The 14,352-nt window shown below is 60.6% G+C and carries 13 protein-coding genes; 10 read left to right on the forward strand and 3 right to left on the reverse strand.

Translation table 11 applies throughout. From position 1 onward, the window contains the following. From tssI (CFE47_RS30220) to vasI, 3 genes are all read right to left on the reverse strand, one after another. Positions 1 to 1,192 (reverse strand): type VI secretion system tip protein TssI/VgrG (gene tssI / locus CFE47_RS30220; RefSeq protein ID WP_286842722.1); only part of this gene is annotated, 1,192 nt, incomplete at its 3' end. A gap of 5 nt (positions 1,193 to 1,197) precedes the next feature. After that, positions 1,198 to 2,616 (reverse strand): type VI secretion system protein TssA, encoded by a 1,419-nt coding sequence (gene tssA / locus CFE47_RS30225; protein WP_286842724.1) that lies wholly within the window; start codon positions 2,614 to 2,616, stop codon positions 1,198 to 1,200. Then, a complete protein-coding gene (vasI, locus tag CFE47_RS30230; RefSeq protein ID WP_286842726.1) occupies positions 2,604 to 3,266 on the reverse strand; it encodes a type VI secretion system-associated protein VasI in 663 nt (220 codons plus the stop codon). The genes tssA and vasI overlap by 13 nt, the downstream gene beginning before the upstream one ends. A 336-nt stretch (positions 3,267 to 3,602) precedes the next feature. On the opposite strand from vasI, the gene tssB reads away from it, so the two are divergent. From tssB to tssI (CFE47_RS30280), 10 genes are all read left to right on the forward strand, one after another. Continuing rightward, positions 3,603 to 4,106 carry a type VI secretion system contractile sheath small subunit gene (gene tssB / locus CFE47_RS30235; protein WP_286842729.1) on the forward strand — a complete coding sequence of 168 codons (504 nt, stop codon included), beginning with the start codon at positions 3,603 to 3,605 and terminating at the stop codon, positions 4,104 to 4,106. Between the two features lie 37 nt (positions 4,107 to 4,143). Continuing rightward, positions 4,144 to 5,616 (forward strand): type VI secretion system contractile sheath large subunit, encoded by a 1,473-nt coding sequence (gene tssC / locus CFE47_RS30240; RefSeq protein WP_286842751.1) that lies wholly within the window; start codon positions 4,144 to 4,146, stop codon positions 5,614 to 5,616. Then, positions 5,617 to 6,033 carry a type VI secretion system baseplate subunit TssE gene (tssE, locus tag CFE47_RS30245; RefSeq protein WP_286842731.1) on the forward strand — a complete coding sequence of 139 codons (417 nt, stop codon included), beginning with the start codon at positions 5,617 to 5,619 and terminating at the stop codon, positions 6,031 to 6,033. 7 nt (positions 6,034 to 6,040) lie between these two features. Next, positions 6,041 to 7,807, forward strand: a complete 1,767-nt coding sequence (gene tssF, locus CFE47_RS30250) for a type VI secretion system baseplate subunit TssF (protein ID WP_286842733.1) — start codon at positions 6,041 to 6,043, stop codon at positions 7,805 to 7,807. Further along, on the forward strand, positions 7,771 to 8,790 hold the full coding sequence (gene tssG, locus CFE47_RS30255; RefSeq protein ID WP_286842735.1) for a type VI secretion system baseplate subunit TssG: 1,020 nt from the start codon (positions 7,771 to 7,773) through the stop codon (positions 8,788 to 8,790). Before tssF ends, tssG begins: the two co-directional genes overlap by 37 nt. Next, entirely contained in the window at positions 8,787 to 10,130 is a 1,344-nt protein-coding gene (tssJ, locus tag CFE47_RS30260; protein ID WP_286842737.1) for a type VI secretion system lipoprotein TssJ, read from the forward strand. Before tssG ends, tssJ begins: the two co-directional genes overlap by 4 nt. Before the next feature lie 37 nt (positions 10,131 to 10,167). Then, entirely contained in the window at positions 10,168 to 11,514 is a 1,347-nt protein-coding gene (gene tssK, locus CFE47_RS30265; RefSeq protein WP_286842739.1) for a type VI secretion system baseplate subunit TssK, read from the forward strand. Beyond that, positions 11,507 to 12,352 (forward strand): type IVB secretion system protein IcmH/DotU, encoded by an 846-nt coding sequence (gene icmH, locus CFE47_RS30270; RefSeq protein WP_286842743.1) that lies wholly within the window; start codon positions 11,507 to 11,509, stop codon positions 12,350 to 12,352. The genes tssK and icmH overlap by 8 nt, the downstream gene beginning before the upstream one ends. A 105-nt stretch (positions 12,353 to 12,457) precedes the next feature. Then, positions 12,458 to 12,970, forward strand: a complete 513-nt coding sequence (locus CFE47_RS30275) for an Hcp family type VI secretion system effector (RefSeq protein ID WP_286842746.1) — start codon at positions 12,458 to 12,460, stop codon at positions 12,968 to 12,970. Positions 12,971 to 13,160: 190 nt separating this feature from the next. Next, a partial coding sequence (gene tssI, locus CFE47_RS30280) for a type VI secretion system tip protein TssI/VgrG (protein ID WP_286842749.1) occupies positions 13,161 to 14,352 on the forward strand: 1,192 nt, incomplete at its 3' end.

Below are 14,352 nucleotides of genomic sequence, written 5' to 3' on the forward strand. Positions count from 1 at the left end.
GCACCTTGACCCGGCCCCATTCATCGCAATAAATCTCCTCGCCGGGAGGGCCAACCACCGTGGCGATTTGCGGGCCGTCGATGCACGGTTTTTTACGCAGCTGTGCCTTCCAATCCGAGGTCCAGCGAATCGCGCTGGCTTTCAACGAGTAAGACGTACCAAGGCCACTGCCGAACGACTCTTCCTGCAAGCTGGTGTGCTGTTTGCCTTCGTGTCTGATGGCAATGGTGCGCCAGCGATCGTTGAAGTCTTCACGCGGATGCTCGTTGAGGTCGAACGCCAGCCCCGGCTGCAGGCGTTCATCGTCGCCTTCCAGGTGTGCCAACTTGGCGTCGTTGCGCAGCGCGGCCAGGCGCGTTTTGGTGAAGGGTTTGCCGGCAATGTCGCGCTTGTAGCGGCCGGGGTAGTCGTAGCGTTCGTAGTCTTTGTGCTGGTTGTTCAGGTCCTGATCGCCAGTGGCAGTGTGCTGCTGGTTGTAGCGCGGGTGGGTGAAGGTGTAGTCGCGCTGCACCTGCACGGCGGTGCGCACTTGTTCGGTGTAGTGGAAGCGGTTTAGCGCAGGTTCCTTGGAGTCGCCACCACCCATGGGTTGGTAGATCACCGGGCAATCGGTGTGGGTGCCAATGGTGCCGAGGCCGCCGACGCGGTCGGTGAGGATGAGGGTGTGGCCGTCGGCGCGGTGTTCGAAGGTGTAGAGCAGGCCTTCTTCGGCGGCGAGGCGGGCGATGAAGTCGAGGTCGGTTTCGCCGGCCTGTACGCAGTATTCGCGGGGTTGGTGCTCGAAGCAGATTTCGCTGCGGATGTCGGTCAGCTTTTGCTCGGCCAGCATGCTGGTGATGATGTCGGGCACGGTTTGGCCCTGGAAGATGCGCCAGTTGGAGCGCAGGTCGAAACGTTTCAGGGTCGGTTCAACTATGGCGGTGTAGCGAGTGCGTCGAAAGCCGGTGTCGCCTTGTTGGAACAGGCTGACCAGGCCGTGGACGTAGCGTACCGGGGTGTCGTCGCGCCAGATGGTGAACACTGCCGACAGGTCGAGCATGCGGTAGAAGTCGATCGCCGGGTGATGGCTGACGAGTTCGAGTTCCAGTTTGAACGGCTCGGACAAGCCCTCTTCAAGGGTAAATGAGACCACTTCGAAGGGATCGCCACGCAGCGGTTCGAAGGTGTAACGCAGGTCGCTTTGACGGGGCATGTGGGCTATTCCTTGACGTCACTAATGAAGGTCGTCACCGTCCGATACAGTTCCGGCTCCCAGCCCTGCGCCGTGGTATCGCGCATCAGCCGTGCAACGTTGGCGTACAAATCGTCCGCCAACCACGACAGGCCGCGCGATGCCAGCAGGTCGGCGGCTATCACCGTGGCGTAGCTGCGCTGGCGCGGGGCGTCATGGGTGGCGTGCAGGTCCTGCAGGCGCAGCAGCACCACTTCAACGCCTTCGGTATTGAGCTGGGTGGCCAATTCGTCGCGCAGGCCGGCGTATTCCTGCACCGGGCTGCCGGTGGTTTGCGCTTGATCAGCGCCGGTGATCCACGCCTGGGTTTGAGCATCAACGAACGGCGTGCCGTCGCTGAAACACAGCTCCAGCAACGCGGGCAGGCGGCAGACGAACCGCTCGCAGGTCTGGCGGATGGCTGAGGCCACTTCCTCCATCGCCAGACGCGAGGCGACGCTGGCCGTTAAATAGCTGCCGCGCAGCCAATATGGCGAGGCGCAGACGCTTTTTTCGAGGCGCAGCAGCAGGTTCGGGTCCAGGGCATTGTGGTTCAGCGCATCCTGATAGCCGTCGACGATATCCTTGGGTACGGCGGTCAATTCAGTGCGCCGGTCGCGGGTGATGAGAGGCGCAGTGCGCAGGTGCGACCACAGGCCGAAGCGTCGCAGTTGGTAGCCGGTGGGGTCGTAGGGGTCTTGCAGGTTGATCTGCTCGGCCATGCTCAACACGGCACGGCGTTGTTCGCGCTCATTACTCGGCGCTTGCGGCTTGGGACTGGTGAAAAAAGCTGACGCCAGAATGCTGCCGGGAGTGGCCGAACGGACGGGCTCTGCAGCAGCGACCGGCTCGCTGTATTTGACCAACTGGCGTTGCAGGGTTTCCAACGGTGCGGGGTCGAGTTTGGCGGGTTCGGCACACCGTTGCAGATTGGCCAGGGCCAGCTCCGCCGCCGCTTGATAGGCCGGTTCAAAACTGCTGCGCTCCAGGGTTGGCAATGCCTGAGCAAGATCGCCCAGCATGCGTTGTACTTGCTTGCGTTTGTTCAGGTAGCCGGTGGGGCCGGGCTTGGGGTGGGCACTGTCCCAATACAGTTCGACCATACCGGCCAATAGCCCCAGCGCATCGGCCCAACGTGCCCATTGCCGGGTGCGCAGCCACACCACCTGCAGATGAGCGAGGATGCGCCAGTGCTTGCACTGAATCGCCAAGTATTGACGGGAAGCTTCGTCGATATAGGGCCAGTCGATGTCGCCTTCACGCAGGCCGCCGAGCTTGACCATTTCCTGGTCGATAGCCTGGTAGGTTTCGTCCTCGACATCGAAATGGCCTGCAGGTTGCGCAGGGTCAATGGGGGTCAGCAGCAGCTTGACCGCGTGCGCTGGAACGTCAATTACCAGCGACATACTTGGCGCTCCTGCTCAATCAACTCGCCCAGCCCTTCGGCGTCAAATACCAAGCCGTGCAGCCGGGGATAGTCACTCTCAATGCGCAGGCGCTGACCACCGCCCATATTGCGCAACAAGGCAATGGCCTGCAGCCCGCGTCCGGCGTCAACCACCAGGCCGGCATCGTCCAGCACCTGCCACTGATAGGCTTCGGAAACCGGGCGCTCGTCCTTGAACAGCTGGATGCGAATCTTGTTCGGCTTGGCCGGTTCATCCAGCACCAGCTGCAGGCGCGAGATTTTCGATTCACAACTGACAGCCAAGTAAGGCCGTGGCGGCAACGCCCCCAGGGCCGGGGCCGAGATCACCAGGCGGGGTTGCTGGTCGTTGTCCGATTCGGGGAATGACGACAACAGGAAACGCTGGTCCTCGGGTGGACGCTTGGCTTCATTGCGCTGCACCAGATCGACAATCGGCAGCACCTGGCCAAGGGCGCGCGGTGCAGCTGGGGGGTGATGGATGGGTGTACCAGCGGCCAGATCAAAACACTCCAAGCGCTTCAGGGGCGAGACGATGGAAGGGCAATCTTGTGTTGCCGCCTGCGTGTCCATTACGGCCATAACCGCCAGGCAGAGCCCCCCTTTCCATTCTCGCCATCCGTTGCGCATTAACGCCTCCTGAATATGTCTCGCCTAAATCCGAACCGGACATTTTTCGACTTTCGAACTACTGTTGCTTAGGCCGAAAGTTAAATTAATTAACTTGCAAAGCGTCACCTGAGCTCAAGGAATAGGCAAGTAAAAGACGATCAATACACTGCTACACCCCGAATAAAAAGAGACCTCTTTCAGATGCATCCACAATAAGCGTAGGAAAATTAACCGCACTCATCGCGACGCTATTTCCTACATCCAAAGACCACGAATCGCGTCCACGCCGTCCTACAAGACAAACCTTGCAGCAGCTGGTTCTAATACGCCGACTTTACGAAAAGGACTCTTCCCATGTCGAAAACCCAAGGTTCTGTCGCGCCCAAAGAGCGCGTCAACATCAAATACGTGCCCGCCACAGGAGACCAACAAGCCGAAGTAGAGCTTCCCCTGATGCTATTGGTTACAGGCGACTTCAAAGGCCACGGCGAACTAATCGCCATTGAAGATCGGCAAGCCATTCGCATCGACAAAGACACATTCAATGAAGTACTGACCAAGGCCGAAGTTACCTTGGAGATGGCAGTTCCGTCCGTTCTTAACAACGACATCGACACCGACCTGAACGTTCAGCTTCAATTCAAGAGCATCAACGACTTCGGCCCTGACGCCGTTATCCGCCAAGTGCCTGAGTTAAATAAGTTATTGGAACTGCGCGAAGCCTTAGTTGCGCTCAAAGGCCCAATGGGCAATGTCCCGGCCTTTCGCAAACACCTGCAGAACCTGTTGACCGATGAAACCGCACGCCTACGTTTGGCCAGCGAACTGAACCTGGTTCTCGACGCGCCCAACAACTGACTTGAACGCCCTTCTCAACGGAGTACTCCCCATGCCTATGGAAAGCGCCGCCGCCCAGGTACTGGTGGCTGACGAACAAACGTCGCTGCTGGACCAACTGCTGGCCAACACCACCATCCGCCCTTCCCAGGAAGGCTATGCCGTTGCCCGCCAAGGCGTGGCTGCGTTCATCAGCGAAATCCTGCAAAGCGGCGATCACCAGCAGCCGATCAACAAATACCGGGTCGATCAAATGATTGCCGAAATCGACCGGGCGTTGGGCAAGCAGATGGACGTGATCTTGCACCAGCCCCAGTTCCAGCAACTGGAGTCTGCGTGGCGTGGCCTGAAGTTGCTGGTGGACCGCACGGACTTTCGCGAGAACATCAAGCTGGAGATGCTGCACGTCACCAAAGAGGAACTGCTGGACGACTTCGACAATGCCGGCGACATCACCCGCAGCGGCCTGTACAAGCACGTCTACACCGCGGGCTACGGCCAGTTTGGTGGCGAGCCGGTGGGCGCCATTGTTGGCAACTACACGTTTGGACCGGGTTCGCCGGACATCAAGTTACTGAGCTATGTGGCCTCGGTGGGCGCCATGTCCCATGCACCGTTTGTCTCTGCGGCAGGGCCTGAGCTGTTCAACCTGGAGGGGTTCCAAGGGCTGCCCGATCTCAAGGAGATCAGCGACATTTTTGACGGCCCACGCCATACCAAATGGCGCGGGCTGCGTGAGTCCGAAGACGCCCGCCATCTGGCCCTGACTCTGCCGCGCTTCCTGCTACGCACGCCGTACAGCACCGAAGACAACCCGACTCGCAGTTTCGGCTACAACGAAACCGTCGATGGCAACCATGACAATTATCTGTGGGGCAACACCGCGTTCCTGATGGCTTCGCGCATTACCGACAGCTTCGCCCGCTACCGCTGGTGCCCGAACATCATCGGCCCGCAATCCGGCGGCGCGGTCGACGATCTGCCGGTGCACTTGTACGAATCCCTCGGCCAATTGCAGGCCAAGATCCCCACTGAAGTGCTGATCTCCGACCGCAAGGAATTCGAACTGGCCGAAGCAGGCTTCATCCCGCTGACCATGCGCAAGGACAGCGACAACGCGGCGTTCTTCTCAGCCAACTCGCTACAAAAGCCCAAGAACTTCCCCAAGACCCGCGAAGGTCAAGAGGCGCAGACCAACTACAAGCTCGGCACCCAACTGCCGTACCTGTTCATCGTCAATCGACTGGCGCACTACATCAAGGTGCTGCAACGCGAGCAGATTGGCAGCTGGAAAGAACGCCAGGACTTGGAGCGTGAGTTGAACACTTGGCTCAAGCAGTACATCGCCGACCAGGAAAACCCTTCCTCTGACGTGCGTAGTCGTCGTCCATTGCGCGCCGCGCAAATCGTCGTACAGGACGTGGCCGGCGATCCGGGCTGGTACCAGGTGTCGTTGGCAGTTCGCCCGCACTTCAAGTACATGGGCGCCAACTTCGAGATCTCGCTGGTGGGCCGGCTGGACACCCAATAAGTGGCCGGCGCCAGCCTGTTCGAACGCTTGGAACCCGATGCGCCGCGCTACCGCCCAGGCAGTGCGGATGAACAGGCGGGCCAGCGTATTGAGGCGATCAAGCGCCACTTGGAACACGTGCTCAACTCACGCCAGGGCTGCTCACAAAGCAGCCCTGAACTGGGCCTGCGCGACTTCAACGGGGTCACCCAGGCCAGCAGTGATCTGGTGGTCGCCATCAGCGCCGATATCCGGCGTTCGGTGGAGGCGTTTGAACCGCGCATTACGGTGACCGGCGTGCGCTATCAGCCCGACCCGGACCTGCCGCTGGAGCTGAATTTTCGCCTGGATTGCCAGGTGCAGGTCAACCACAAGGACGAACAGGTGCAGATCGAAGTGGCCATGCATGGCCGCGACGGCTACACCCGCGTGAGATGAGGATGCGATGGACTTGAAACAACGCTTTGCCGAGGAATTGCGCTACCTGCGCGAACTCGGCCGCGAGTTTGCCGAGGACAACCCGCAACTGGCGCAGTTTCTCGGTGATCAGGCGGGTGACCCCGACGTAGAGCGGCTGCTGGAGGGCTTTGCCTTCCTCACCGCCAAGCTGGGGCTGAAGATTGATGACGATTTGCCGGAGCTGACTCATCCGCTGTTGCAGATGCTCTGGCCCAACTACCTGCGCCCCCTGCCCAGCGCGACCATCATCCGCTTTACGCCGTTGCCCGATGCAATCAGCCAGCGCCAGGTAATTCCCAAGGGCACGCCACTGTTTGCCAAGCCGGTGAATGGCACGTCCTGCCAGTTTCGCACCTGCACCGATGTCAGCCTGTACCCGCTGGCCTTGCAGGAAGTCAGCGACGCCCACAGCCGTGAGGCTTCGGTGATGCGTATCGACCTCAAGGTGTTGACCGGGCAACCGCTGACCAGCATGGCCTGCGACCAATTGGATTTTCACCTTGGCGGCGATAACGCCACCGCGCTGACCTTGTACCTCTGGCTCGCGCACTATCTGGACAGCGTTACGCTGCACATCAATGGCGAAGGTCATCGTCTGTCGGCCAAGGATATCGGCTTTCCCGGTTTCACCGCCGACGAGGCACTGCTGCCCTACCCGCGCAATGTGTTCGATGGCTACCGGATCCTGCAGGAATACTTTGTGTTCCCGCAGCGGTTCCATTTTTTCAGCCTGACCCGTTTGGCTCACGTTTGGCCGGATGTCACCGCCACCACCCTGCGTTTTGAATTTCAGTTCACCCGGCCCATGCCGCCCGATATCCGCCTGCGTACCTGCGACCTGCACCTGTACTGCGCGCCTGCCGTCAACCTGTTCCGCCACGATGCCAACCCTATCGCTCTGGACGGGCGCAGCCTGGAGCGGCGTATCAGCCCCAGCGGCAGTCAGCCTGAGGCTTACGAGATTTTCAGTGTCGACAAGGTGGCCGGTTGGGATGCCGCCGATAAGGAGCGCAAGGGTGATCCGCTGCGCAGGTTTACCCCGTTCGAATCGTTCCAGCATGAGATCGAGCACGCACGGGGTCGAACTGCGCTGTACTTTCGCACGCATATCGAGGAGTCGCATGGCCGTGAAGGCCTGCAGCATCGCATCGCTTTCGTTCGTGGCGATGAGAGCTTGTACATCGGCGAGCATGAAGCGGCGTCCATTGAGTTGACGTGCAGCAACCGCGATTTACCGCAGTTGCTGGGCGTTGGAGATGTGTCGCTGTCTACCGAGGTCACGCCTTCGTTCGCCACCTACACCAACTTGATTGCACCGACTCGAAGCTACCGGCCCGTACTGGACAGCAGCCTGCACTGGACGCTGATTTCAAACCTGTCGCTGAACTACCTGTCGCTGCTATCGGCCGAGCCGCTCAAGGCAGTGATTCGTGCCTATGACTTCGCCGCCTTGCACGACCTGCAACAGGCCCGCGCTACGCGCAAACGCCTAAATGGCATCCACAAGGCAGTGACCACGCCCATCGACTGGCTGATGAAAGGCCAGCCGGTGCGCGGCTTGCAAACCCGCTTGCAACTGGACCAAAACGCATTCCTTTGCGAGGGCGAGTTGTTCCTGTTCGCCAGTGTGCTTTCGCACTTCTTCGCCCTCTACGCGAGCATCAATTCCTTCCATCGCCTGGAAGTCATCAACTCCACTAACAACGAGTGCTACGAATGGCCACTGTTGACCGGCAGACAACCCGTGATCTAGCCGACCTGCTGCTGGCCGACGCGCGAAACTATTCGTTTCATCGTCTGCTGGAGCATCTGCACGCTTTGCATGGCGATGACCTGGAAGCGCAGCCCTTGAGTATGGCGGCGCGCCGTCGTGTGCGCCTGCAAAGTCACGCGGGGCTGGGCTTTCCAGCTTCCGACGTGGTCGAGGCGGCACGGCTTGGGGATCGCGAAGAAGTGCGCTATCGCTTGCAGACAACCTTCTTTGGCCTGCACGGCACAGACTCGCCGCTGCCCGGTTATTACCTGGACCGCCTGGCCTACGAGCAGGCACAGGAGCGTGGCATACGTCCGGCGTTCATGGACTTTTTCAATCATCGCCTGCTAACCCTTTTGCACCATAGCTGGCGTAAATACCGCTATTACATCCGTTTTCAGGCCGAGGGTAGCGACCGGTTTTCGCGTTATATCTTTTCCCTGATCGGCCTGAACGATAACGACCTGCGCGGGGCCACGCCGTTACCTTGGGGGCGCCTGCTGAGCTTTGCCGGCCTGATCGCCAGCCGCAGCCGTTCGCCTTCGGTGGTGTCCGGTATTGTCGAACATTGCTTCGACCTGCACGGCGTGTACATCCGAGAATTCGAGGCGCGCTCGGTGAGTTTGCCGCAGCGCCAGCGCCATTCGCTAGGTAAGGCCAACGGCACGCTGGGCAGCGATTTTGTGGTGGGAGACCGCAGCAAGACCCGCGCCAGCAAATTCACCCTGGTAATTCCCGGCCTGACCCAGGCGCGGTTTCGCCAATTTCTGCCCAGCGGTGATCAGTTCGGGCGGTTGCGCCAGTTGATGGACTTCTTGCTGCGCGATGTCACCGCCTATGACCTGGAACTGGGGCTACGCGAAGAAGACGTGCCGCCCTTCAACCTGCAACGCGACAGCGGCAGCCATCTGGGTTGGACCAGCTTTATCGAGGACCAGGAACAACGTCATCCCGCCGTGGTGCGGATCCGGGGGCGCGCATGAAGCTGACCCTGGTTATCAGCAATCCCGCGCAGTTGCTGCACGGGTATTTGCCCCTTCATCGGTTCGGCCCACAGGGTGGCAGCATCGGCAGTGCGGCGGCTGACTGGCGCCTGGAGGATCGCCACAACAGCGTGCGGCCCAACCACTGCGAAATCCGGGTTGTCGAGGGACGTTTCTGCGTGATCGACCTCAGTGGCAGCACCTACGCCAATGGCCATGACTTGCCATTGGGTCGCAATGTGGCGGTGAGCCTCAACGAGGGCGACCTTTTACAGATTGGGGCGTATCGGGTCGCGGTGCAATTGGGTGAGCACGCACCCCGCTCGCTCGATGAGCTGTTCACCGGCCAGCCGGAAGGCCTTAAAGCCTGGCACTGGGAGGATTTACCAGCCCTGCCACTGCCCGATCCGCGACCTGCCACGTGCCCGGAGTTCGAACGCCTTTGCCAACCGGTGAACTTGGCGGAACAAGGTGATCCGCTGCGAGCACTGCAGGCTGCGCCGCTCTCAAAGCAGCCGCCCGAAGTACCTCCGATGATTCCTAAACGCTCCAGCACGCTGTTCAGCAACTTGCGCCTGGGCACTCTGTTATTGGCATGCCTGACCCTAGGCGGCTGCACCCTGCTCGGCAAAGTCGGCCAAGTGATCTGGAACCCGTCGATCCCAGTCGGTGGCCCAGACGACCAGCCCAGCCGCTACTCCCTGAGCCTGCACGCCAGCGACCACGTCAATCCACGCCTGATCAGCACCGGCACCGCACCGGTTGAAGACGCGAGCCGCGCGCCCTACGCCCTCAACGTTCAGGCAAGCAGCCCCCAAGCACTGACCGACAAAGTGCAAACCCTGCTCAACCACTTGTACGAAAACGTGCCGGCTCAGTCGCCGCTGACCGTGAAACCCGAACCGGCGGAGCCCATGTCACCCCTCGAAGACACGCTGTTGGGCCAATACGACGCCCAAGGGGTCAGCCTGACCACGCCTTGGGGCAACCCGACATTGCAGCATGTCGCCACGCCAATCGCCTTCAAGGTCTTGCAGCTGACCGACGACTCGCTGCTGGTCAACGCCAGCCCCCAGGCCATGGCTGAAGACATGAAAAAGACCTTGGGCAGCACCTACATCCGCGCCGACGACTACCTGCTCCAGCCCGGCCAATTCAAGTTCGTCGACCTGCGCGCCCTGGATGAGGACACCCGTTTTATCGCGGTGATCGCCGACTACCACAGCAGCGATGTCGGCCAGTGGAAACAGCATCTTCGGGTTGAACCCAAGGGCCGGCAATACGCCGTGCTGGTGCAGTTGGACGCCACCCAGGTCAGCCTCAAGGGAGAAACCCGATGACATCTTTTCCAGCTACTTTTGCGCAGAGTAATTACCGATGAGTTCACGCAACCCCGTTATCTGGCATGAAGGTTTGTTCGTCAAACCCCAGCACTTCCAGCAGCAGGCCCGCGCCGCCGAGGCCGCCATGCATCAGCGCGTGCACAGCCTGAACGACGCCCTTTACGGTTTCAGCGAACTGGCGTTGAACACCGAATACCTGGGCTTCGGCAAGGTCGCGATTACCCACGCGCGCGGGATCATGCCCGATGGCAGTGTCTTCGACATTCCGCATGATCTGGCACCGCCCGCCCCTTTGGAGATCGCCGACAGCAGTGCCGTCAACCAGATCGTCTATCTGGTGCTGCCGCTGCGTTCCAACGGCGCCCTCGAAGTGCGCTGGCCCGACCATTACGGCAACAGCCGCTACATCGCCCGTCGCGAGGACATCCGCGACACCCACAGCGATGACGGCGATCAGGTGGGCATGGACCTGGCCGTGCCTAACCTGCAACTGATGCTTGAACGCAGCGACCGCAGTGCCTTCACCGGCATCGCCCTGGGCCGAATCAAAGACAAACGCCCGGACGGCAGCTTGGTGATGGATGAGCATTTCTATCCCACCAGCCTGTCCCTGCAAGCAGTGCCGACATTGCACCGCTACCTGGGTGAAGTGGCCGGATTGATGCGCGCGCGCGCCCAGAACCTGGCCCAGCGTATTGGCTCGCCGGGGCAGTCGGGCGTGGCCGATGTCACTGACTTCAACTTGCTGCAAACCCTCAATCGCCTGTTCCCGTTGTTCCAGCACCTGGCCCGCCAGCGCCAGGTTCACCCGGAGCGGCTGTACACCGCACTGGCCCAGGCCTGCGGTGAACTGGTGACCTTTACCGATGAAGGTCACCTGCCCCAGGAGTACCCGGCCTACCAACACGACAACCTGCGCGAGTCCTTCCAGCTTCTGGAGCACACCCTGCGTCGCGCCTTGGGCACCGTGCTGCAACCGCGGGCGGTGTCGCTGCCGATCGTCGAGCTGCAATACGGCGTGCGCACTGCCGCATTGAACGACAAGCGCCTGCTGGACAACGCCGAATTCGTACTCGCGGTGCGGGCCGAACTGCCCGCAGAGACCCTGCGCCAGCAACTGCCCAGGCAGATCAAGATCAGCTCCACCGAAGGCCTGGAGCAATTGGTCAGCCTACAACTTCCAGGCATTCCGCTGCTGCCGCTACCGGTTGCGCCGCGTCACCTGCCGTTCCATGCCGGCTTCAGCTACTTCGAACTCGACCGCCATCACCCGACCTGGGAGAGCCTGCGCAGCGGCAGCGGGTTTGGCTTCCATATTGCCGGAGAATTCCCGGAACTGGAGTTGCAGTTCTGGGCCATCAGGAGTGAAAAAGATGAGTGATGTGAAGAACGGCTCCAACCCTGAGTTAGACGTCAGCCCTCCAGTGTTTGACGAACTGGTACAGCACTTCAGAAGCCAGCCGGAACCTGCCGAACCAGAGCAGCCGAAACCAAAACCCGAACTGCTGCTTGCAGACCCTGAATTCGACATACGCGGTGTGGCGTGGAACCCGCTGTGCGATGCCGCCACGCCCTTGATCGGCCTGGTAATCCGAATACGGCGCCTGGACCAGCATGCCGACGTGCCTGCGTTGTACCGCAGCGTCAGCAACCAGATCACCACGATCATGGAAGAAGTCAGCCAACTCGACTACGACGACGGCATGCTCAAGGCCTACTCCTACAGCCTGTGCCTGTTGCTGGACGAGGTCGTCATGGCCACCTCCTGGGGCAAGCTCTCCAGTTGGAGTGAACGCTCATTGCTCAGCCAGTTCCACGGGGAAACCCGAGGCGGTGAGCGGTTTTTCACCATCATGAACAACATGATCCCCGAAGCGGCCCGGTACCAGCATGTGCTGGAGTTTATGTACCAGTGCCTGGTCTCCGGCCTTAAGGGCAAATATGGCTTACATCCCAAGGGTGATGACGAAATACAGAAAATCATCACCCAACTGCACGGTCTGTTGCGCCCCTTGCGCGGCGAGACGCCCAAACGCCTGACCGACCCGCTCAAAAACGTTGCGCCGCGCAATTACCGGATCAAGCGCACCTGGCCGCTGTGGACACCGTGGGCTTTGGCCGCGGTCGTTTTGGTGACCGCCTACACGATCTACACCCTGCGCCTGAACGCCATCACCCAGGAGGTGTTGGTCTCCCTGGAGCGGATTCTCAACCTGTAACCGATTTTCAGCGCACTCATTGCGAGTGCCTGCAAAGCCATGGCCGTGTCGGCCATAACCCACGACCCCAACGGTCACTCAATTGATCGCGACAAGGAGCATGTCATGCCAACACCCGCGTACATCAGCATCCACGGCAAAAACCAGGGCCATATCACCAAGGGCGCATTCACTGCCGACTCGGTGGGCAACGTCTTTGTGGAAGGCCACGAGGATGAAATCCTCGTCCAGGAAATTGACCACCAGATTGCCGCTCCCACCGATCCGCAAAGCGGTCAGCCTGCCGGCCAGCGCGTGCACGAACCTCTGATCTTCACCAGTGCCTTGAGCAAAGCTTCGCCCATGCTCTACCAGGCCCTGGCCACCGGCGAAATGCTGCCCACCGTCGAGGTCAAGTGGTTCCGCACCTCGGGCGATGGCAAGCAGGAGCATTTCTTCACCACCAAGTTGGAAGACGCCACCGTCGTCAAAATCAACACCGTGCTGCCCCACGCCCAGGACAGCAAAAACGCCAACTACACCCAGTTGATCAAGACCAGCCTGGCGTATCGCAAGGTCAGCTGGAGCCATGTGGTGGCTGGCACCGAAGCTTCCGATGACTGGCGTAAACCGGCTTAACCGCCGGCCTGCCCGTTCCGCCGCGTCAGCGGCGGAACGTTCACTGGCTCAATAGTTGGTACGCGCAACGTCACCGTTAACGGCAAAGCCGTGGCGCGTATCGGTGAAAGCACCGACCACACAGGCGTGCTGAAAAACGGCGACGCCAGCTGGCTGATCAACTGACCCAGACTCACCACAAGGAGGTTTCATGCCCCGTCAAAGCGACCTGCGTTACACCTTCGAACCGCTACGGGGCGATCCCTTCGAAGTGGTCTCATTTACCCTTCAGGAAGGCCTATCCCAACCGTTCAAACTGGAACTGGAACTTGTCAGCCATCACCCGGCGATCGACTTCTACCGCATGCTCGACCTGGCGGCAGTGTTCACCATCTGGCGCGACGACACCCCGGTTCGCTACGTCCACGGTTTGGTCAGCCTGTTCCAGCAAGGTGACACCGGTTTCCGCCGCACCCGCTACACCGCCATAGTTGAACCGACCCTGAAGCGTTTCGACCTGCGCTCCAACTGGCGCATCTTCCAGGGCCAGACCGTGCCCGACATCATCACCAGCATGCTGGCCGAGCAAAAGCTGACTGACATCCGCAGCGAGATCTGCTTCGAGCACCAACCTCGCGAATACTGCGTACAAGCCGGCGAAACCGACCTCGACTTCATCGCCCGCCTCGCCGCCGAAGAAGGCCTGCTCTACACCTTCGAACACCGTGCCGACGGCCACACCCTCATCCTTACCGACCGCGTCGGCGGCCTCGGCACCATCGGCACCCACACCGATTGCCCGGTGATCTACCAACCCATGTCCGGTGGCGACTCCAAGGAACCGGCGCTGAACCGCTTCCACTACACCGAACAAGTGCGCACCGCACGCCAGGTGCAGCGCGACTACACCTTCACCCACCCGCGCTATAGCCAGCAGCACACTGCCACTGGCGATCAGGACCTGAACAACCAGCACAAGGACTACGAACGCTACGACTACCCCGGCCGCTACAAACGCGACATTGCCGGCAAGCCCTTCACCAAAACGCGCCTGGCCGCGCTGCGTAACGACGCCAAGTTGGCGCACCTGGAGGGCGACGATGAGCGCCTGCAACCCGGGCTGGCGTTCGACCTCAACGAGCATCCGCGTGAAGACTTCAATGACCGTTGGCGCACCATCGCCATCAGACACGAAGGCAAACAACACACCAGCTTGCAGGAAGAGTCGTTCGGCAGCGGCCTTGGTACGTCTTACTCGTTGAAAGCCAGCGCCATCCGCTGGACCTCGGATTGGAAGGCACAGCTGCGTAAAAAACCGTGCATCGACGGCCCGCAAATCGCCACGGTGGTTGGCCCTCCCGGCGAGGAGATTTATTGCGATGAATGGGGCCGGGTCAAGGTGC

Origin of the sequence: Pseudomonas sp. PGPPP1 (assembly GCF_002255865.1) — a bacterium.
Lineage (GTDB): Bacteria > Pseudomonadota > Gammaproteobacteria > Pseudomonadales > Pseudomonadaceae > Aquipseudomonas > Aquipseudomonas cremoris.